This window comes from Bradyrhizobium sp. SZCCHNRI1009, assembly GCF_032487575.1.
In the GTDB taxonomy this organism is placed as follows: Bacteria; Pseudomonadota; Alphaproteobacteria; order Rhizobiales; family Xanthobacteraceae; genus Bradyrhizobium.
Genome location: NZ_JAUEUL010000014.1, coordinates 77,450 through 97,725, shown reverse-complemented (window position 1 = coordinate 97,725; position 20,276 = coordinate 77,450). Strand labels below are relative to the sequence as shown.

At 66.5% G+C, this 20,276-nt stretch carries 17 protein-coding genes and 1 riboswitch; of the genes, 13 read left to right on the top strand and 4 right to left on the bottom strand.

Annotated features, from left to right (window positions below; translation table 11 throughout):
- The first annotated feature begins 73 nt into the window (after positions 1–73).
- From QX010_RS22840 to QX010_RS22825, 4 genes are all read left to right on the top strand, one after another.
- Positions 74–1,468, top strand: a complete 1,395-nt coding sequence (locus tag QX010_RS22840) for an OmpA family protein (RefSeq protein ID WP_316182005.1) — start codon at positions 74–76, stop codon at positions 1,466–1,468.
- A 4-nt stretch (positions 1,469–1,472) separates the two neighbouring features.
- Entirely contained in the window at positions 1,473–1,778 is a 306-nt protein-coding gene (locus tag QX010_RS22835; protein WP_315801599.1) for a hypothetical protein, read from the top strand.
- 503 nt (positions 1,779–2,281) lie between these two features.
- A complete protein-coding gene (locus QX010_RS22830; protein ID WP_315751236.1) occupies positions 2,282–3,337 on the top strand; it encodes a lysylphosphatidylglycerol synthase domain-containing protein in 1,056 nt (351 codons plus the stop codon).
- 28 nt (positions 3,338–3,365) lie between these two features.
- A complete protein-coding gene (locus tag QX010_RS22825) occupies positions 3,366–4,673 on the top strand; it encodes an ATP-binding protein (RefSeq protein WP_316182003.1) in 1,308 nt (435 codons plus the stop codon).
- 121 nt (positions 4,674–4,794) lie between these two features.
- Here the strand turns inward: QX010_RS22825 and QX010_RS22820 are convergent, their stop codons facing one another.
- On the bottom strand, positions 4,795–5,310 hold the full coding sequence (locus QX010_RS22820) for a GcrA family cell cycle regulator (RefSeq protein WP_315717142.1): 516 nt from the start codon (positions 5,308–5,310) through the stop codon (positions 4,795–4,797).
- A 478-nt stretch (positions 5,311–5,788) separates the two neighbouring features.
- Here QX010_RS22820 and QX010_RS22815 point away from each other — a divergent pair, with 478 nt between their 5' ends.
- The 3 genes from QX010_RS22815 (at position 5,789) to QX010_RS22805 (ending at position 9,195) form a co-directional block, all read left to right on the top strand.
- The gene (locus QX010_RS22815; protein ID WP_316182001.1) at positions 5,789–7,000 is read left to right on the top strand and encodes an aspartate aminotransferase family protein; all 1,212 of its coding nucleotides are present in this window, start codon (positions 5,789–5,791) and stop codon (positions 6,998–7,000) included.
- Between the two features lie 8 nt (positions 7,001–7,008).
- Positions 7,009–7,935 carry an ornithine carbamoyltransferase gene (gene argF, locus QX010_RS22810; RefSeq protein WP_315801770.1) on the top strand — a complete coding sequence of 309 codons (927 nt, stop codon included), beginning with the start codon at positions 7,009–7,011 and terminating at the stop codon, positions 7,933–7,935.
- Between the two features lie 264 nt (positions 7,936–8,199).
- Positions 8,200–9,195, top strand: coding sequence for an Hsp33 family molecular chaperone (locus QX010_RS22805; RefSeq protein WP_316181999.1), 996 nt, complete (start codon positions 8,200–8,202; stop codon positions 9,193–9,195).
- Positions 9,196–9,322: 127 nt separating this feature from the next.
- Here QX010_RS22805 and QX010_RS22800 read toward each other — a convergent pair whose 3' ends face one another.
- Complete coding sequence (locus QX010_RS22800; RefSeq protein WP_316181998.1) at positions 9,323–9,868, bottom strand: helix-turn-helix domain-containing protein; 546 nt, start codon at positions 9,866–9,868, stop codon at positions 9,323–9,325.
- Positions 9,869–9,943: 75 nt separating this feature from the next.
- Here QX010_RS22800 and QX010_RS22795 point away from each other — a divergent pair, with 75 nt between their 5' ends.
- Positions 9,944–10,912 carry an NAD-dependent epimerase/dehydratase family protein gene (locus QX010_RS22795; protein ID WP_316181996.1) on the top strand — a complete coding sequence of 323 codons (969 nt, stop codon included), beginning with the start codon at positions 9,944–9,946 and terminating at the stop codon, positions 10,910–10,912.
- A gap of 1,049 nt (positions 10,913–11,961) precedes the next feature.
- Here QX010_RS22795 and apaG read toward each other — a convergent pair.
- A complete protein-coding gene (gene apaG, locus QX010_RS22790) occupies positions 11,962–12,357 on the bottom strand; it encodes a Co2+/Mg2+ efflux protein ApaG (protein WP_315801592.1) in 396 nt (131 codons plus the stop codon).
- 323 nt (positions 12,358–12,680) lie between these two features.
- On the opposite strand from apaG, the gene QX010_RS22785 reads away from it, so the two are divergent.
- Genes QX010_RS22785 through QX010_RS22775 form a run of 3 tightly spaced genes read left to right on the top strand, consistent with a single transcriptional unit; the run spans position 12,681 to position 15,953 of the window.
- Positions 12,681–14,021 (top strand): OpgC domain-containing protein, encoded by a 1,341-nt coding sequence (locus QX010_RS22785; protein WP_315801591.1) that lies wholly within the window; start codon positions 12,681–12,683, stop codon positions 14,019–14,021.
- Positions 14,021–14,779 carry an SGNH/GDSL hydrolase family protein gene (locus tag QX010_RS22780; protein WP_315801590.1) on the top strand — a complete coding sequence of 253 codons (759 nt, stop codon included), beginning with the start codon at positions 14,021–14,023 and terminating at the stop codon, positions 14,777–14,779. The genes QX010_RS22785 and QX010_RS22780 overlap by 1 nt, the downstream gene beginning before the upstream one ends.
- Positions 14,780–14,792: 13 nt before the next feature.
- Entirely contained in the window at positions 14,793–15,953 is a 1,161-nt protein-coding gene (locus QX010_RS22775; RefSeq protein ID WP_316181995.1) for a GDSL-type esterase/lipase family protein, read from the top strand.
- Between the two features lie 127 nt (positions 15,954–16,080).
- On the opposite strand, the gene QX010_RS22770 is transcribed toward QX010_RS22775, so the two are convergent.
- Positions 16,081–17,289 carry an O-succinylhomoserine sulfhydrylase gene (locus tag QX010_RS22770; protein WP_316181993.1) on the bottom strand — a complete coding sequence of 403 codons (1,209 nt, stop codon included), beginning with the start codon at positions 17,287–17,289 and terminating at the stop codon, positions 16,081–16,083.
- Between the two features lie 78 nt (positions 17,290–17,367).
- Positions 17,368–17,447, bottom strand: a riboswitch (SAM riboswitch).
- 112 nt (positions 17,448–17,559) lie between these two features.
- Here QX010_RS22770 and QX010_RS22765 point away from each other — a divergent pair.
- Both QX010_RS22765 and QX010_RS22760 read left to right on the top strand, forming a co-directional pair.
- Positions 17,560–18,666 (top strand): 2'-deoxycytidine 5'-triphosphate deaminase, encoded by a 1,107-nt coding sequence (locus tag QX010_RS22765; RefSeq protein WP_316181992.1) that lies wholly within the window; start codon positions 17,560–17,562, stop codon positions 18,664–18,666.
- 128 nt (positions 18,667–18,794) lie between these two features.
- Entirely contained in the window at positions 18,795–20,273 is a 1,479-nt protein-coding gene (locus QX010_RS22760; RefSeq protein WP_316181990.1) for an MATE family efflux transporter, read from the top strand.
- Positions 20,274–20,276 lie beyond the last annotated feature (3 nt).

The window sequence follows — 20,276 nt, the reverse complement described above, 5'->3', positions numbered from 1 at the left end:
GCTCCTCATTTCCGGTTTGACAGGCATGCAAGGGTTTGTTTTCTCTCTGCTTCCTCGATGCGACGGATGACGAATGCGCGGACTTTTCAGGTGGAGCGGGAAATGGTGGCCTGGTGTCATCCCGCTGATCGTGCTTTGGGGCTTCGCGGCCTGGACCAGCACCGTTCCCCTGGAGAATGATCTCGCCGGTCGCAGTTCGGCAGCCCTGAAGGGGGCGGTCCTCGACAAGACGAGCATCACGGTGGACGGCCGCGACGTCTCGCTGCGGGCCAATGCATTTTCCGAGGCCGGACGCCGCGATGCCGTCGCCGCGGTCGACGCCGTGGCCGGCGTGCGGCTCGTCAACGACGAGACTCGGCTGGTCCCCGAGGCCAAGCCGTTCGTCTGGTCGGCCGAGCGTGACGTCGTCCGGGTGACGCTGGGGGGCAGCGCGCCGTTGCCCGCCTTGAAGGGCAAGCTGATGGACGCGACCCGGGCGGCGCTACCGGGCGTGGAGGTCGCTGACCAGATGGGCCTGGCGCGCGGCGCGCCGGCGCGCTTCGAGGATGCGGCGCTGCTGCTGATCGGCCAGATCGCCAAGCTGAAGGACGGCAAGTTCACGATCTCCGACGGCGACGTCACATTGTCCGGCATGGCGCGCGAACTCGGCGGCCGCGAGGCGATCGCGGCCGCGCTCGGAAAGCTGCCTGACGGCTTCAAGGTCGCCAGCAACGAGGTCAAGGCGCCGCCCTATGTCTTCCAGGCCTACAAGGACCCGGTCGCGGTGACCGTGACGCTCGCCGGCAACGTTCCAGACGAGAACATCCACGCCGTCGTCATCGGCTCCTCATCGCGCAAATTCTTCAGCGAGAAGGTCGTGGACAATCTCAAGAACAGCCTCGGCGCGCCGGCCAATTTCGTGAATGCGGTGGTGCCGGCGCTGGGCGCCTTGTCGCGGCTGTCGACCGGCACGCTGGTGGTGTCCGACCGCGACATCAAGATTTCGGGTGATGCGCTCTACGACGCCGCCGCGGCCCAGATCCGGACCGGGCTCGCCAAGGACGTGCCGCAGGGCTGGCAGGTGAAGGCCGAGATCACGGTTAAGCCGGCAGCCGCCCCGGTCGATCCCACGGTGTGCCAGCAGCTGTTCTCCGACCTGCTCGGCAAGGCCAAGATCCGCTTCGAGACCGGCCGCAGCGACCTCGACCGCGATTCCACCGGTCTGCTCGACCGCCTCGTCGAGATCGCGTTCCGCTGCCCCTCCGCCAATGTCGAGATCATCGGGCACACCGATGCTGAAGGCGACTCTGCGGCCAATCAGGTGCTGTCGCAGAAGCGCGCCCAGGCGGTCGTCGATTATCTGGTCAAGGCCGGGCTGCCGGCCGATCGTTTCAGCGCGATCGGCTATGGCAGCACCCAGCCGATCGCCGCCAACGACACCGCCGACGGCCGGGCGCAGAACCGGCGCATCGAATTCGTGGTGAGGTAACGTCATGGCCTATCTCGTTGCCTTTCACTGGGGCTGGCTGGCGGGCGCATTCGCCATCGGGCTGGCGATGGGCTGGGTCGCCGTGGTGCATCGCGCCCCGCGCGTGTCGGGCTGGCTGACCTGGCTGCTGGCGGCGCTGGCCGCCGGCCTGGTCGCGGCGGCCGTGGTCTCCCTGATCCCCGGCCGGGCCGGCTACTGGCTCGAGCTGTTGCTGATCATGTTCGTGCCCTACCTCGTCGGCTGCGCCATCGGCACCTGGCTGCGGGCGCTGGTGGTGATCCGCAGCATGCGGACGAAATCGGCGGCCTGAAACCGCCCACACCGGACTGCACCCGACGCCACCTGCCGAGACTGCGGCGGGCGCGCCCACCGTCCGCGTGCCCAGGTCATCGCAACTGCGAGACACGAAGGTTTGACGAGGCGCGAACCTGTCAAACGCGCAGCTCGCGCTTATCGTTGAGCCATGCCGACCCGCCGAGCCATGGGGCGCCCCGGAAAGCCCGGAGATCCGCGTTCCTCACCAAAGTTTAACCTGGGGTTTGCAGGCTGGCGGGAGCGTGCGCTGACCCGCCGTCCTGCATGATGCCTTGCCTGACGTCTTTGCCTGATGTCTTGCCTCATGTGCGGCAAAACGGTGCATCGCATTTCCGTAAAGCCTGCTAAGTATATCCATGTGTACGCTTTTGTTCGCACGCTCCGTGTTCCCCAATGCGTCGAAACGCGCTACGAGGGCGTTGTATGCGCACATGATGCTGCGGCCTCCGGGGCGCGGCATCCCCGGCCGTCGTGATCGGATCACGGTGAGAGGTGTAGATGCTTGAAGCCATACGCAGAGCGGCCACGTTCCTGCGCGAGAAGCAAGTCCTGCACAAGCTCGGCGTGCTGATCAGCATCGCGGTGATCGCGGTCGCCTGCTACGTCCTCTACCACATGCTGCGCGGCATCGACACCTACGAGGTGCTCGAGGCGATCAAGAGCACGGAGCCGCATCAGATCGCGCTCGCCGCGCTGTTCGTCGCCGCCGGCTATTTCACGCTGACCTTCTACGATCTGTTCGCGGTGCGCGCCATTGGCCACGACCACGTGCCCTACCGCGTCAACGCGCTGGCTGCCTTCACCAGCTATTCGATCGGCCACAATGTCGGCGCCAGCGTCTTCACCGGCGGCGCCGTGCGCTACCGCGTCTATTCGGCCCATGGGCTGAACGCCATCGACGTCGCCAAGATCTGCTTCCTTGCCGGCCTGACGTTCTGGCTCGGCAATGCCGCCGTGCTCGGGCTCGGCATCAGCTATCATCCGGAGGCCGCGGCCTCGATCGACCAGCTGCCGCCCTGGGTCAACCGCATGGTGGCGATCGCGATCCTGGTCGGCCTGTTGGGGTATGTCGCCTGGGTATGGACCAAGCCGCGCGTGGTCGGCCGCGGGCCGTGGACCGTGGTGCTGCCGAGCGGCCCGCTGACCCTGTTGCAGATCGCGATCGGCATCATCGACCTCGGTTTCTGCGCGCTGGCGATGTACGTACTGGTGCCGGACGAGCCCAATCTCGGCTTCGTCGTGGTGGCCGTGATCTTCGTCTCGGCAACCCTGCTCGGCTTCGCCAGCCATTCCCCGGGCGGGCTCGGCGTGTTCGACGCCGCGATGCTGGTCGGGCTGTGGCAGATGGACCGCGAGGAGCTGCTGGCCGGAATGCTGCTGTTCCGGATGCTGTATTATTTGGCGCCGTTCCTCATTTCTGTAATCTTGCTGACGTTTCGCGAGGTTATCATCAGCACGCGGTCGAAGCGGCTGCGGCAGGCCGCGCTCAGCCTCGATCCGGGCCCCCCGCCCGAAGCCGCTTTTGTGAGGAAACGCAGCGATTCCGGTGCCTGACGCCAGTTCAAGGGAACAATCGGACCAGATGGCCCTCGACGCTCCCTCCGACACCTCGCTCTCGATCTTCACCCCCTGGCCGGACCGGCTGCGCCATTCCGCGATCATCCTGCTCGCTGCGGCGCTCGCGCTGGCCGGGCTCGTGCTGCTGGACGAGCTGCTGCCGCTGCGGGCCCTGGCGGTATTCCTGTGTATTTCCGCCGCCGCCCTGGTGCCGTGGCGGCTGCATGGCGCGGTCGCCAAGCGCGAGGAGGAGCGCCACGCCAACCCGGTCGAGGCGCCGGCCGTGAGCGCGGTGGTCGAGGGCATCCCCGATCCCGCCGTGCTGCTCGACCGCGCCGGCCGCGTCATCCACCTCAATGGCGCCGCCGCGCAGCTCGCGCCGGCCCTGCGCAAGGGCGAGCTCGCCCAGTTCGCGCTGCGCACGCCGGAGATCATCACCGCGCTGCGCGAGGCGATCGCCACCACCGAGATCCGTCGCGCCACCTATCACGATCACGTTCCGGTCGATCGCTGGATGGAGCTGATCATCACGCCGGTGCCGGTGCCGACGGCGTTCGGCGGCACCGACAAATGCATGCTGATGACGTTCCACGATCTAACCCCGCTGCGCCGGGTCGAGGAAATGCGCGCCGACTTCGTCGCCAATGCGAGCCACGAGCTGCGCACGCCGCTGGCGGCGCTCTCGGGCTTCATCGACACGCTGCAGGGGCCGGCGAAGGACGATCCGAAGGCGCGCGAGCGCTTCCTCGGCATCATGCACATCCAGGCGACGCGCATGGCGCGGCTGATCGACGATCTCCTGTCGCTGTCGCGGGTGGAGCTGTCGGCGCATGTCCAGCCCCACGCCATGGTCGACGTCGTCCCCATCATCCGCCAGGTCACCGACGGGCTGGAGTCGCTGGCCAGGGAGCGCCAGGTGGTGATCGAGACCAGCCTGCCGGAGGCGCCGGTGACGATCGCCGGCGACCGCGAGGAGCTGCTGCGCGTGTTCGAGAACCTGATCGAGAATGCGCTGAAATACGGCGCCTCGGGCGGGCGCGTGATCGTCTCGCTGGAGCAGGCCGTCTCCGCCGAGAACGCGCCGGAGATCCGGGTCAAGGTGCGCGATTTCGGCCCGGGCATCGCGCCCGAGCATCTGCCGCGCCTGACCGAGCGCTTCTATCGCGTCGATGTCGGCGACAGCCGCGCGCAGGGCGGCACCGGGCTCGGCCTCTCCCTGGTGAAGCACATCCTCAACCGCCATCGCGGCCGGCTGCTGATCGAGAGCGTGCCGCGCAATGGCGCCGCCTTCACGGCGTGCTTTCCGCAGTCGAAGCCCGCGCGGGGCGCCTGATCGCCCGTCGCATCTGCGGCCCGGCGCGGGCCGGGCTCACGTCCATGGTCGTTGTGAGTTGAGGCCGCCGGAGTCCCCGGGGCGATGCGGAGCATCCTCATCGCCTGTCGCGGCCAACCGCTCAGCGCGTGGTCGACTTCGCCGGCTGGCGGCGGCGGTCGGCCGCGGGCTGATAGGCGACACGCGAATGCTGTGCGCAATAGGGCAGGCCGGACAGCGCCTTGCCGCCGCAGAAGAAGAAATCCGCGCTCGAGGGATCGCCGACCGGCCAGTGGCAGGTCGCCTCGTTGAGCTCCAGCAGCGACAGCCGCTGGTTCATCGGCACGACGTTGTCGAATGCAACCGGATCGGGCTCCGCCTCGACCTCGAAAACCTGTGCGAGCGCCGTGTTGCCGCGCGCAACCGGGCGTGCCACCCGCATCATCGGCTGGGCCGGGCGGGCCGCCTTGCGCTGGCGCGGTGCCGCGGTGGCCGGGCTCTTGGCGCGGCCGGACAGGCCCAGCCGGTGCACCTTGCCGATCACGGCGTTGCGCGTCACGTTTCCGAGTTCCGCGGCGATCTGGCTGGCCGATAGTCCGGCTTCCCAGAGTTTTTTCAGTTGCTCGACGCGATCGTCGGACCAGGTCAATACGGTCATCGAACCTTTCCCTTCGCGTTGCGCCGGCCAATTCCGGGACGGCGCTGCGATGCTGTCTCAAGAAAATCCCTGGCGGCAGAATCCCTTATCCCTCGCCGGGCGCGCACGAGGCACCCGGACGTTACGCAAACTCAGAGAACTTCGAGAGGGATCAGAACTGCCGCACGAGATGTCGTACTCGACGTCGAAAACGCTACAATATGGCGTGACTCTCGCGCAAGAGTCGGTGGCCGCAGTCCACACATTCCGTGGTTCCCTGTGGCACGTCTCGAGCCGTGTCGTGCGTCCGCAATCTCACGGGCCGGCCCCGCCATGCATCGGCTGACGCGTAGTTGACTCCCACCGCTGCCCGCATACAATAGATGTACGTGCCGCCTTGAAAAGGCGGCACATTTTGTTTTCCAGGGTGGGGTCCCTGATGCGCGATGGCGCCGCGTGGCGCGTGTCTCGGCCGGCCCGTCAGCTCATGTGATCCGCCATGACCAGTGTTGCCGCTACGCATCTCCTCCCCGTATTCGCCCGGGTCGATCTTTCGTTCGAGCGCGGCGAAGGCGCGTGGCTGATCGCGACCAATGGCGATCGCTATCTCGATTTCACCTCGGGCGTCGCCGTCAATTCGCTCGGCCATGCGCACCCGCATCTGGTCAAGGCGCTGCAGGAACAGGCGGCCAAGCTCTGGCACATGTCGAACCTGTTCAAGAGCCCGGATGGCGAGCGCCTCGCCGCGCGGCTGTGCGAGCAGAGCTTTGCCGACTACGTGTTCTTCGCCAATTCCGGCGCCGAGGCGATGGAAGGCGCGATCAAGATCACGCGCAAATATCACGCCGCCAAGGGCCATCCCGAACGCTACCGTATCATCACCTTCGAAGGCGCGTTCCACGGCCGCACGCTGGCGACGCTCGCCGCGACAGGTTCCGCGAAATATCTCGACGGCTTCGGTCCGCCGATGGACGGCTTCGATCAGGTTCCGTTCGGCGACATCGAAGCGGTGAAGAAGGCAATCGGTCCGCACACCGCCGGCATCCTGGTCGAGCCGGTGCAGGGCGAGGGCGGCGTGCGCACCGCGCCGCTGCCGTTCTACAAGGCGCTGCGCCAGCTCTGCGACGACAACGGTCTGTTGCTCGTCATCGACGAGGTCCAGACCGGCATGGGCCGCACCGGCGATCTGTTTGCGCATCGCTGGCTCGGCGTCACGCCGGACGTGATGTCGCTGGCCAAGGCGCTCGGCGGCGGCTTTCCCATCGGCGCCGTGCTCGCCACGGCCGAGGCCGCGTCGGGCATGACGCCGGGCTCGCACGGCTCGACCTTCGGCGGCAATCCGCTGGCGGTCGCCGCGGCCAACGCCGTGCTCGACGTGATGCTGGCGCCCGGCTTCTTCGATCACGTCCGCAGGATGTCGCTGCTGTTGAAGCAGAAGCTTGGTGCCGTCCTCGATCGTCATCCCGACATCATCTCCGAGATCCGCGGCGAGGGCCTTCTGATCGGCGTCAAGGCGGTGGTGCCGTCGGGCGATCTGGTCGCGGCGCTGCGCGATCAGAAGCTGCTCACGGTGGGCGCCGGCGACAACGTCGTGCGCTTTCTGCCGCCGCTGATCGTCAACGAATCCGAAATCGAACAATCGGTCGAGATGCTCGATCGCGCCTGTGCGGCGCTGTCGGGCAAGCCTGCCAGGCAGGCGGCCGCATCATGAGCAAGACCATGGGCAATACGCCGCGTCATTTCCTCGATCTCACCGAGATGCCGGTCGAGGAGCTGCGCAACGTGCTGGCGCTGTCCAGCGCGATGAAGAAGACCTTGAAGGCGCGCGAGCCGGCGAAGAAGCCGCTCGAGGGCAAGGTGCTGGCGATGATCTTCGACAAGCCGTCGACCCGCACCCGCGTGTCGTTCGATGTCGGCATGCGCCAGCTCGGCGGCGAGGCGATCATGCTGACCGGCACCGAGATGCAGCTCGGCCGCGGCGAGACCATCGCCGACACCGCGCGCGTGCTGTCGCGCTATGTCGACGCCATCATGATCCGCATCCTCAGCCACGAGGCGCTGCTCGAGCTCGCCGCGCACGCCACCGTGCCGGTGATCAACGGCCTGACCCGGCGCTCGCATCCCTGCCAGGTGATGGCCGACGTGATGACCTTCGAGGAGCATCGCGGTTCGATCGAGGGCCGCACCGTGGCCTGGACTGGCGACGACAACAACGTGCTGGCGTCCTGGGCGCATGCCGCCGAGCGCTTCAAGTTCCGGCTCAACGTCGCCACCCCCCCGCAGCTGTCGCCGGGCAAGCCGATGAAGGATTTCATCCGCGCCACCCGCGCCGACATCCATCTCGGCCACGACCCGGAAGTGGCCGTGGCGAATGCCGACTGCGTCGTCACCGACACCTGGGTGTCGATGGGCGACAAGGACGGCGAGCATCGCCACAACCTGCTCAAGCCGTATCAGGTCAATTCGAAGTTGATGTCCTTGGCCAAGCCCGAGGCGCTGTTCATGCACTGCCTGCCCGCCCACCGCGGCGAGGAGGTTACCGACGAGGTGATCGACGGCCCGCAGTCCGTCGTCTTCGACGAAGCCGAAAACCGCCTGCACGCCCAGAAGGGCATCCTGGCGTGGTGCTTCGGCGAGCGGGCGTAGGGTTCGACGGCGCTACACCACAATTGTCGTCCCGGCCTTGAGCCGGGACCCATACCGCGTGATCGAACTGGTTTGCAGCGGTGGCCGTTGCTCTGCTTAGTTGTCGGGATCGTGGTTCGTTCTTCAAGGCCTGGTGTGGGCTGCAAGACGAGTGACTACTACCGACGTCCCTCGATAGCATCCGCGGTATGGGTCCCGGCTCAAGCCGGGACGACAGCCGGGGGGTGCCCTTCCATTCGTGCCAAAAAACCCCAAATACGCCCCATGACAGCCAATCCCCCCGCTACCAACATCAACCTCGACACCAGCCGCGCGCCCTCGGCGGTGCCGGTCGACGACGCCGTGCTGCCGTTCGAAGTCGCGGCGCTCGATCTGCGCGGGCGGCTGACCCGCATGGGCCCGGCGCTCGACGACATCCTCACCAAGCACGCTTATCCCGCGCCCGTGGGCAAGCTGCTCGGCGAAGCCATCGTGCTGACGACCCTGCTCGGCTCCTCGCTGAAGTTCGACGGTCGCTTCATCCTGCAGACCCAGACCGATGGTCCGGTCTCGTTTCTGGTTGTCGACTTCCAGGCGCCCGACCGGTTGCGCGCTTACGCACGCTATGACGAAGCGCGGCTCTCGGAAGCGAAGGACTCCGGCGGCCTGCTCGGCAAGGGCCATCTGGCGATGACCATCGACCAGGGCGCCGACATGAGCCGCTACCAGGGCCTCGTCGCGCTCTCCGGCGGCAGCCTGGAGGAGGCCGCGCACGAATACTTCCTCCGCTCCGAGCAGATCCCCACGCGGGTGCGCCTCGCCGTCGGCGAGGAGTGGAGCGGCGGCAAGCACCGCTGGCGCGCCGGCGGCCTGCTGACGCAATTCCTGCCGCAGGCGCCCGAGCGCCTGCGCCAGGCCGATCTGCATCCCGGCGATGCGCCGGAGGGTACCGAGCTGCACGCGGTCGAGGAAGACGAGGCCTGGATCGAGGGTCAATCGCTGGTCGCGACAGTCGAGGATATCGAGCTGATCGACCCGGCGCTGTCCGGCGAGCGGCTGCTGTATCGCCTGTTCCACGAGCGCGGCGTGCGCGTGTTCGACACCGTGCCGCTGCAGGCGCGCTGCTCCTGCTCGCGCGACGCGGTCGCCAACATGCTGAAGAGCTTCTCGTCCCAGGACCGCGCCGACATGGTCAAGGACGACAAGGTCGTCGTCACCTGCGAGTTCTGCTCCTCGGTCTATCAGTTCACCCCGCACGAGGCGGGCGTGACGGAGAACTAGGCCGTCGATTCACGACGCGACGGCCCGGCAGGAGTGATTGGACGGCCGGCGATGCGCCAGCGAGCGATGCCGCAAGGCGTGATGCGCAACAGGGCGCCGGATCGTGACGCGATGGGATGGAGTCGCATTACTGATCAGTTCGCACAAACCTCGCGACAAGCGCCTCCAGCAATATGTCACTCGACCGCTTGATCTCGGCGGCCGGCACGTCCTGCAAGAACAGGGTCAGAACGCCGTTCGAAGCCGCCCAGATCGTTCGTGACGCGGTGTCCACGTCGGTCGTCAAACGCCCTTGGGCTTCAAGCCGCTCGACCACCGCCCGCATGAGTCCGAAAGCCTCTCTGGACGCGCCTGGGTCCGACCGGGTTTGATCGATCATCATGCGGAACAATTTTGGTCGTTCGAGTGCGAAAGCGATCCAGCCGTTCCAGCCGCGCTTCAGATCGGCGAGGGCGTCAGCGGTGTGACGGTTGGTCCGCTTCTGTGTCATGAACGTCTCGACCCCCCGCAAGACCAGGGCACGCAGCAATCCGCTCTTGTCACCGAAGTGGTGATAGAGCGTTGGCGCGGTGACGCCCGCCGCTTGGCACACCGCCCGCGTCGTCACGGCTTCGGGGCCCTGCCGTTCCAGGATTTCAGCGGCGGCGGATAGAATCTGATCTTCGGTCGACATCGACAGTCCCTGACGGATCTTGCATTGGCCTATAGCGGTGCTATATGAGTGCTATAGCAACGCTATAGAGGTAGCATGAAAAACGTCTTTGTCACAGGCGGCTCCGGCTTCGTCGGCAAGCGCCTCATCGCGCGGTTGCGGGAGATGATTGTGCGAGTGGTCGCGCTGGTTCGCAGCGACGAGGCGGCGGCGGCCGTCGAGGGCCCGGGTGTCGTGACCCGTCGGGGCGACCTTCAGGATGAGATGGCGCTGACCGAGGGTATGCAAGGGTGCGACACGGTCTTTCACGTGGCCGGGCACTTGAGCGAGTGGGACCCTCATGCGCTGTTTCGCGAGGCCAATGTTGACGGCACGCGCAAGATGCTGGCCGCCGCCAAGGCGGCTGGCGCATCGACATTTGTCGCCGCCGGAGCCGCCGCGGTGGTGATGGGACGTCCGAAGCCGATGAGGGACGTCAGCGAGGATGCGACGCTGCAAAGGCCGTCCTGGGCGCCCTACATCGCGACCAAGGCGGACGCCGACCAGATGGTGCGGCAGGCCAACACGGCTGCGTTTCGCACGATCGTGGTCCGGCCGCCGCTGATCTGGGGCGAGGGGATGCCGATGCTCGATGCCATGGTCGAAACCGCGAGGGCAGGTCATTTCGCGCTGCCCGACGGCGGTGGACAGCTCATGTCCACGAGCCACGTCGACAATGTCGTCGCATGCCTGCTATTGGCGGCCGAAAAAGGCCGGGGCGGGCAGGCCTACCATGTCACCGACGGGCAGGCCGGCACGCTCAAGCAGGTGATCACCGATCTGCTCGGCACCCGGGACGTTCCCCCCATCCAACGATCCGCACCGTTCGGCATCGCCTGGCGCATGGCGGCCGTCATGGAGACCGTCTGGCGCATGTTTCATCTGCGCTCCAAGCCGCCGATCACGCGCCAGACACTGCGCATGATCGGCCAGGATTTCACGCTCGACATCAGCAAGGCGCGAAGCGACCTCGGCTACACCCCGGTCGTGACCTGGGCCGAAGGCATCGCGCGCATGCGGGGATGATCGAAGGGCGTCGCGCTGGCGGCACGGTGGCCCCGACGGCGCCTCCGAGCGTGATCGCGTTCCCACGATCGCGAGCGGTGGTCGCGGGCGGTGGGCACGGCGCCGTGCACTTGTGCCTCTATCGTCGGGCCTCCAAGTGCCTTTTGCCCGCCCTATGGTCCGGTGCTTCGTCGCTATTAGTTCATCCTGGATCGTGCCGACCGCACTGCCCGTCGCGCTCCTTTGTCGCAGCAACAAACAACTTGTGTCGTCGGGCAAATCACTGGCACATTTCCGCGCGTCTCTGCTGCCGCATGAGGGGCGTTTCGCGACCGTCACGAACCGTTGGCAGTGGGATGCGATGGGCGTGTATTGCCGCAGCGTGGATCAGTCCGCGCGGACGAACGGCGATGCACGCACGGTCAAGTCGCGCGGTCCTGATATCCCGACGCTGATATCAACTCACGCCGGAGCTTTCGCTTCGCGTGGGGATGGTGGCCAGAAAGCACGGCGCACCAGGGAGAACGCGAAGCAGCCGTTAAAACCGATCGCGCAGGGAGGGCCGGGTCGTTCCGGCTGAACCTGTGGTACCTGCCGCCTGCATTCTTTTCGCAGGCGGGCCACGGGCCTCAGCCGAGGCCCGGCCTTCCCTGCGCCCTCTGCTTTGAGAGGGCGAACGAATCGACAAAGCTCGGGCGCGGGATGCGTCGCGAGAACGCGAAGTGCTGTGACGTCAGTCAGAGAGGGGCGGTGTGACGCAATCTCGCTGCGACAGAAATGGTTTCGTCCCCGCCTAGTGCGCAATTGCGCACGTCGCGCGGGGAACCATAACCACAGGGTCTTGTGGTGAAACGGCATCGTCGCTCCAGCCGTCGCCAAACTGCACACTGTGGTTATGGGTCCCGGGTCGGCGCATCCGCCAACGCTGGCGCGTTGTCGGACGCTTGCCCGGGACGACAGCTGAGCAGAAGTCAGCGGGTGTGCCGGGCCGATACGCGATGAACGTTGAAAGCCAAGTACAAAAATGCGGGTGCACGATCGGTCATCAGCCGAACCAAGTGCACGCTCGGCTAGTTCAACACCCGCTTGCCGCCGTCCGGGCTGTCGAGCGAAAACGCCGGCACGGCGATGTCGAAGTGCTCGCCGCTCTCGCTCTCCATCTGGTAGGAGCCGGCCATGAAGCCGGACGCGGTGGTGAGCGGCACGCCGGAGGTGTATTCGAAGCGCTCTCCTGGCGCGAGCACCGGCTGCTCGCCGACCACGCCCTCGCCGCGCACCTCCTGCTGCCGGCCGATCCCGTCGGTGATGATCCAGTGGCGGCTGCGCAGCCGCACCGTCTCCTCCCCGCTGTTGGTGATGACGACGGTATAGGACCAGAACCAGCGGCCATCGGCCACCGAAGACTTCTCAGGCAGGAAGTTCGGTTCGACGGTCACTTCGATGTGGCGAGTCACGGCGCGATACATGGTGGCATTGTAGCGGAAACCCGCGCCGGAACCAATCGCGACGCCATCGTGCTTTCAACACAGTTCCGCATTATGGCACCAGAATCGCGCACTCTGTCGGCCGTACGCGCGGTCCGTTCCTTGGACTCGGATCGGGCGCGGCCGGCAGACCCTGGCGGCGATCGACCTGTCCTGCGTCGTGCGATCGCCCACCAGCTGGCCGCCAAGGTCGAAAAACTGGGCACGGCCCAGCTGATAAGTCCTTCATCGCTTGCGCAAAAACTGCGCAGCCCTACATTTCCCCTGCCGGGCCTCGAAGGCTGGCAGCCTTGACGCGGTGCCTGATGACGTCGATTGCCGATCGCCTTGCCGGACCGTCCGCCCCCGCAGCCAGCGCCGCACCCGCGCCGGCTGCGGAGACCGCCGCCGCGGCGAGCGCGGCTGCACCTGTGGTCGCATCAGCATCAGCCGTCGCGGCCGCGCCGGCCGCCACTGCTGCACCCGCCACCACCGCTGCTCCGGCGATCACCTTCCCGGCGGTCGGCGAGCGCGAGCTGCGGCTCGACCTGTTTCGCGGGCTGGCGCTATGGCTGATCTTCATCGACCACCTGCCGCCGAACCTGCTGACCTGGTTCACGATCCGCAACTACGGCTTCTCCGACGCCACCGAGATCTTCATCTTCATCTCCGGCTACACGGCGGCATTCGTCTATGGCCGGGCGATGCAGGATGCCGGCTTCATCGTCGCCACCGCGCGCATCCTGCGCCGCGTCTGGCAGATCTACGTCGCCCATGTCTTCCTGTTCACGATCTTCCTCGCCGAGATCTCCTACGTCGCGACCAGCTTCGAGAACCCGCTCTACACCGAAGAGATGGGGATCATGGATTTTCTCAAGCAGCCGGACGTGACCATCGTGCAGGCGCTGATCCTGCGCTTCCGCCCCGTCAACATGGACGTGCTGCCGCTCTACATCGTGCTGATGCTGTTCCTGCCGCTGATCCTGTGGCTGATGCGCTGGCGTCCGGATGTCACGCTCGGGCTCTCGGTCGTTCTCTACGCACTCACCTGGGAGCTCGATCTCTATCTGACGGCCTATCCGAACGGCTTCTGGGCGTTCAACCCGTTCGCCTGGCAGCTCCTGTTCGTGTTCGGTGCGTGGTGCGCGCTCGGCGGTGCTCATCGCATGTCGCGCATCATCAACTCGCCGATCACGCTCGGGCTCTGCGTCGCCTATCTGGTCGCGGCGTTCTGCGTGACCTTGACCTGGTACATCCCGCAGCTCGGCCATCTGATGCCGCGCCGAATCGAGCAGTGGATGTATCCGATCGACAAGACCGACCTTGACGTGTTGCGCTTCGCGCATTTCCTCGCACTCGCAGCACTCACCGTGCACTATCTGCGCAAGGATTGGCCGCTGTTGAAGTCGCCGTGGCTGCGCCCGCTGATTGTTTGTGGGCAACACTCGCTCGAGATCTTCTGTCTTGGCGTATTTCTGGCGTTTGCGGGCCACTTCGTCCTTGCCGAAGTGTCCGGCGGCGCCATGATGCACGCGGTGATCAGCCTTTGCGGCATCCTCATCATGTGGGGGGTGGCGTCGTTGATTTCGTGGTACAAGCGTGAGGCCGATAAGGGCGCCGCGCGAAAAGGTGCGCGCAGCAACGCCGATCTGGCGGGAGGGGGCTGATGAAGTCCGTCTCGTGGTTAAGGTTTGGTATCGCGGCGCTGGCTGTTTCGCTGGCGGCCTCCGCGCGCGCGGAAGACGCGCCGCAGAACTGTGAGGTGCCGGCCTACCTGCTGACCACCGAGAGCCCGCTCCCGAAGGTTGCAGACGCCGTCAAGAACGGCCGCACACTCGATATTCTCGTCGTCGGAAGCCGCTCGTCCTCGATCGTCAACACCTCCGACGCCAATGCGTACCCCGCCCGTCTGCAGGCTGCGCTGAAGGACAAGCTGCCGGCGGTCGCCGTCAATCTCAGCATCGAGCTGCAGCCCAAGAAGACGGCCGAGGAAGTCGCGGGCAATCTCGTTAAACTGGTGGAAGGAAAAAGGCCTAATTTGGTCATCTGGCAGACCGGCACGGTCGACGCCATGCGGTCGATCGATCCTGATGAGTTCCGGCAGGCGGTCGACGACGGTGTGGCGACGCTGCAGAAAGCAGGAGCTGACGTCGTCTTGATGAATCTGCAATACAGTCCGCGGACGGAAACATTGATCTCCGTGCCGCCCTATGTCGACAACATGCGTGTGGTGGCGCAGCACCGCGACATTCCGCTGTTCGATCGGTTTGCCATCATGCGGCAGTGGAACGAGCAGGGCGATTTCGACCTGTTCAATCCGACGCACGGGGTCGAGCTGGCCAGGCAGGTTCATGACTGCATCGGCCGGGCGCTGTCGAAGTTCATCATCGACGCGGCGCATATCGGGCCGGCGCAGCAGAACTAGGATTATGTCGTTCATGACGTCGAATGAGTGTCACCGCGTATCCGGGACATGGGAGAAGCTTTCGGCCGTTGCGGTCATTGCCATCGCCCTCGCGCTGAGCCCGCAGACGGTACGGGCGCAGAGCGCAGCGCAAGCTGCACCCGCCGCGCTGTCCGATGTGGAGAGCTCCGGTCCGAAGACTCCGCTGATCAGCGAGCTGCGACCTAGCATCGGACACGTCACATTGGCGCAGGCGAACGATCAGGTGCGCGGGCCGATCGCCGCGGTGCGCCCGGCGGCCACGACCGCGCCGCCTGCGGCGACGACCGCGCCGGCCATGACCGATGCACAGCCGCCGGCTGCAGCCGGGCAGGGCGTCGCGGCCACGCCGCCGCAATCGCGCAGCATCACCGAGCGGGCGATCGACAAGGTCAAGCAGGTCGCCAAATCGGCCACCGACATCTTCAACCGCGTGCCGTGCCTGGCGCCGAAGGGCGTCGCGAAGAAGAATTTCATTTCGCTGCCGCACGTCGCCAACAAGCTCGCCTCCGGCCTGCCGATCGTGATCGTCGCCTTCGGCTCGTCGTCGACGCAGGGCTATGGCGCGAGCGCGCCGGACTACACCTATCCGAATCGGCTCGCCGCGCAGCTGCGCCGGCAATATCCGATGGTCGACATCAGCGTCATCAATGCCGGCGTCGGCGGCGAGGATGCGCCGGAGATGATGAAGCGGATCGAGACGTCGGTGATCGACCGTCACCCGGATCTCGTGATCTGGCAGGTCGGCACCAATGCCGTGCTGCGCGATCTCGATCCGGCCGAGACCGCCAGGCTGGTCGAGGACGGCGTCGCCAAGATCCAGGCCGCAGCCTCCGATGTCGTGCTGGTCGATCTGCAATATTCGCCGCGCGTGAACGAGCGGCAGGAGAGCGCGGGTCGCATGAACAAGCTGCTCGGCCGCATCGCCGAGCTGCATCACGCCGGCATCTTCCCGCGCTTCGAGGTGATGCGCGACTGGCACGAGCGGCAGGCGATCCCGATGAACGAGTTCGTGATCTCGGACGGCTTGCACATGAGCGATTGGGGTTATGCCTGCTTCGCGCAACTGCTCGGCGACGACATCATCCGCTCGGTTGGCCAGGTCAAGCTCGGCATCAACGCGCCGGCCGAGGTGCCGACCTATCGGCCGATGTGACGCCGCAGGCGTCATCCCGGGGCGCTCGCCGCGCGAGCGAACCCGGGATGGTGATGTGCGGATGAGGAATGACGAGTAGCGCGCAGGGATGAGATCGGTCTACTCGCGACGCTCACTTCGCCATTCGCTACGCCGCCCTGAGGGCGGCATCGAGATCCTCGATCAGATCATCGGCATGCTCGAGCCCGGCGGAGAAGCGGATGAAGCCCTCGCTAATGCCGAGCTCGGCGCGCGCGTCCGGCGTCAGCCGCTGATGCGTGGTCGTCGCGGGATGCGTGACCAGCGTCTTGGCGTCGCCGAGATTGTTGGAGATGCGTGCGAGCCTCAATCCGTTGAGCGTACGGAACGCCGCCGCCTTGCCGCCCTTCACCTCGAAGCCGACCAGGGTCGAGCCGGCGCGCATCTGCTTCTTGACCGTCGCCGCCTGCGGATGGTCCTCGCGTCCGGGATAGATCAGCCGCGAGATCTTCGGATGCGCGGCGAGAAAATCGGCGACCTTGCCGGCGGTCTCAGTCTGCGCGCGCACGCGCACCGCGAGCGTCTCCAGGCCCTTGAGCAGGACCCAGGCGTTGAACGGCGAGATCGACGGGCCGGTCTGGCGCATGAAGTTGTGGATGTGCTCGGCGATGAAGGCTTCCGACGACAGGATCACGCCGCCGAGGCAGCGGCCCTGGCCGTCGATGTGCTTGGTCGCGGAGTAGACGACGACGTCCGCGCCGAGCGCGAGCGGGCTCTGCCAGATCGGCGTGGCGAACACGTTGTCGACGATCAGCCGCGCGCCATGGGCGTGCGCGATCTCGGCGATCGCGGGAATGTCCATCACGTCGAGCGTCGGATTGGTCGGGCTCTCGAGGAAGAAGCTCTTGGTATTCGGCCTGACCGCCTTCTGCCACTGGTCGAGATCGAGCCCATCGACCAGCGTCGACTCGATACCGTAGCGCGGCAGCAGATCCTCGACCACGTAGCGGCACGAGCCGAACAGCGCCTTGGCCGCGACGACGTGATCGCCGGCCCGCAGGGGGGCCAGGATCGCCGTGGTGACCGCAGCCATGCCGGTTGCGGCCGAGCGGCAGGCCTCGGCGCCCTCGAGCTCGATCATGCGGCGCTCGAACATCGCCGTGGTCGGATTGGAGAAGCGCGAATAGATGAAGCCGGGATCCTCGCCCTTGAAGCGCGCCTCGCACTCCTCGGCCGTGGCGTAGACGAAACCTTGCGTCAGATAGAGCGCTTCGGCGGTCTCGCCGAATTCGGAGCGCAAGGTGCCGGAATGCACCAGCCGGGTTTCGGGACGATACTGGGCGAACGACACCGGCGCCTTCGCGGGGGACTTCGACATGTGACCTCCATCGTGACCACCGCGCTCGGCGCGATGGGCACAAAAAAACCGGCCTGGGAAAACTCCTCAAGGCCGGGATCACATTCGTCCCCGGCCTGTTTAGCGACTTATTTAACGTGGCTGCAAGCCGGCCGGCTCAAATCACCACGGGATAAGTGGTGCTCATAGTCGCAACCGGCCTTTCCGTCAAGCCGGCCATCGGATAACCGGTCAAAAGACCCTATATTGGCTCCACAAGCCGCCGTTCCGGCGCCTGCAAAGGATCAGGCCTTGCCGTTTTCGCTTCCCGCCGACGCCCACGGCATCCTCCCCGATCGCATGATCGTAGCGATGGCGGAGGCCGGCTTGATCATTCCCGAATATGATTTCGTCGAGAGCCAGATCCAGCCGGCGAGCTTGGACCTGCGGCTCGGCGACGTCGCCTACAGGGTGCGCGCGAGCTTTCTGCCGGGGCCGGGATCGACCGTCGCCGAGCGCATCGACGAATTGAAGCTGCACGAGTTCGCGCTCGCCGACGGCGCGGTTCTGGAGACCAACTGCGTCTACATCGTGCCGCTGCTGGAGAGCCTGGCGCTGCCGAAGGACATCGTCGCGGCCGCCAATCCGAAGAGCTCGACCGGCCGGCTCGACGTTTTCACCCGCGTGATCGCCGACGGCACGCGACGCTTCGACATGATCGGCGCCGGCTATCACGGTCCGCTCTATGCCGAGATCAGCCCGAAGACGTTTCCGGTCCTTTTGCGCGAAGGCTCGCGCCTGTCCCAGGTTCGCTTCCGCTATCGCGACGCGGTCCTGTCGGAGGACGAATTGATCGCGCTGCACCAGGCCGAGCGGCTGGTGGATCGCGATGATGCGGATCTCGCCGGCGGTGTCGCTCTGTCCGTCGACCTCTCAGGCAGCAATGCGAACGGCTATGTCGGCTACCGCGCCAAGCGCCATACCGGCGTCGTCGACGTCGACCGCCGCGCCGGCTATCCGGTCGAGGAGTTCTGGGAGCCGATCAAGGCACGGCCCGACGGCAGCCTCATCCTCGATCCCGGCGAGTTCTACATCCTGGCCTCGAAGGAAGCCGTGCAGGTGCCGCCGGACTACGCCGCGGAGATGGTGCCGTTCGATCCGCTGGTCGGCGAATTCCGCGTCCACTATGCCGGCTTCTTCGATCCCGGTTTCGGCTATGCCGGCGCCGGCGGGCAGGGCTCGCGCGCGGTGCTCGAGGTGCGCTCGCGCGAGGTGCCGTTCATCCTCGAGCACGGCCAGATCGTCGGCCGCCTGGTCTACGAGAAGATGCTGGCGCGTCCCAACGCGATGTATGGCAGCCGCATCGGCTCCAACTACCAGGCCCAGGGCCTGAAGCTTTCCAAGCACTTCCGCTTCTAGCCGGCTGCGTCTGCCGCGCACCCCCAATGCGCCTGCCGCACAGGGCGCGCGCCAGCGCCGTGCTAGGAAAGCGAAAGCAATCGAACGATAAGATGGCCGCGACCTGCGCGGCCGAGCGGGGAGCTGAGATGTCCGAGATCGGCCTGGCCGACAATCCGGTCGGCGAGGGGCGTGCATTGCCGCCCCCCGAGAAGCCGATGCGGAATAAGCTCGTCGACGGACCCATCCTGCGCACCCTGCTGTCGCTGGCCTGGCCGAACATCATCGCCAACACGGCCGGCACCTGCGTCGTCATTGCCGAGACCTCCTATATCGGCCGGCTCGGCATCGAGGCGCTGGCGGCGATGGCGCTGGTGTTTCCGCTGGTGATCCTGACCATGACGATGTCCGGCGGCGCGATGGGCGGCGGTGTGGCCTCGGCGATCGCACGCGCGCTCGGCGCCGGCGACACCGATCGCGCCTCGACGCTCGCCTCGCATGCGCTGCTGATCGCGCTGCTGTTCGGCGCGACCTTCATGATCGGCATGCTGGTGTTCGGCCCGGCCTTGCTGGAGTTGCTCGGCGGCCGCGGCGCGGTGCTGAGCCATGCCACGGCCTATCTGCAGATCTTCTTCGGCGGCGCGATCCTGCCCTGGCTGATGAACTCGATGGCCGGCATCCTGCGCGGCACCGGCAACATGAAGCTGCCGTCGTTCATGATCCTGAGCTCGGCGATGCTGCAGATCGTGCTGGGCGGCACGCTCAGCCTGGTCCTCGGGCTCGGTATGCGCGGCGTCGCCGCCGGCGCGCTGCTGGCGTTCTGCGTCAGCATCTCGGTGATGGGCTGGTACCTAATTTCGGGGCGCGCGCGCGTCCGGCCGAAGCTGCGCGGCCTCAGGATCAGCGGCGCGATGTTCGCCGACATTCTCAAGGTCGGCGCCGTCGCCTGCTTCTCGCCGCTGCAATCCGTGCTGTCGATCGCGATCTTCACGCATATGCTGGCGTCGTTCGGCACCGCGGTGCTCGCCGGCTACGGCATCGGCGCGCGGCTCGAATTTATGATGACCACGGTCGCCTTCTCCGTCGGCATGGCCTCGGTGCCGATGGTCGGCATGGCGATCGGCGCGCAGCGAATCGCGCGCGCCCGCCGCATCGCCTGGACGGCGGGGCTGGTGTCGTTCGCGTCGGTTGGCGCGCTGTCGACGCTGATCGCGATCGTCCCACAATTGTGGGTCGACATCTTCACCCAGGACGAGAGCGCGCGCGGCGCCGGCCGGCACTATCTGCAGGTCGCCGCGCCGATGTATGCCTTCATCGGCCTGGCGATCTCGATGTACTTCTCTTCGCAGGGCGCAGCCAGGGTGATCGGTCCGGTGCTGGCGCAAACGGTGCGGCTCGTGTTCATCGCCGCAGGTGGCTCTTATCTGTTGAGCCATGCCGCGACCGAGGGCGACTTCTTCATGCTGGCGGCGTCCTCGATGGTGCTGCTCGGCGTGCTGACGCTCGCGAGCGTCATGCTCACGCGGTGGGGGCCGAAGCCGGCCGCGGCGCTGGAGCTGCGCCCGGCCGTGCTGGCGGCCGGACGCGGTCCTGACGCGCACGCGCCGCCCCCGGCGCGTGTCGGCTGAGCC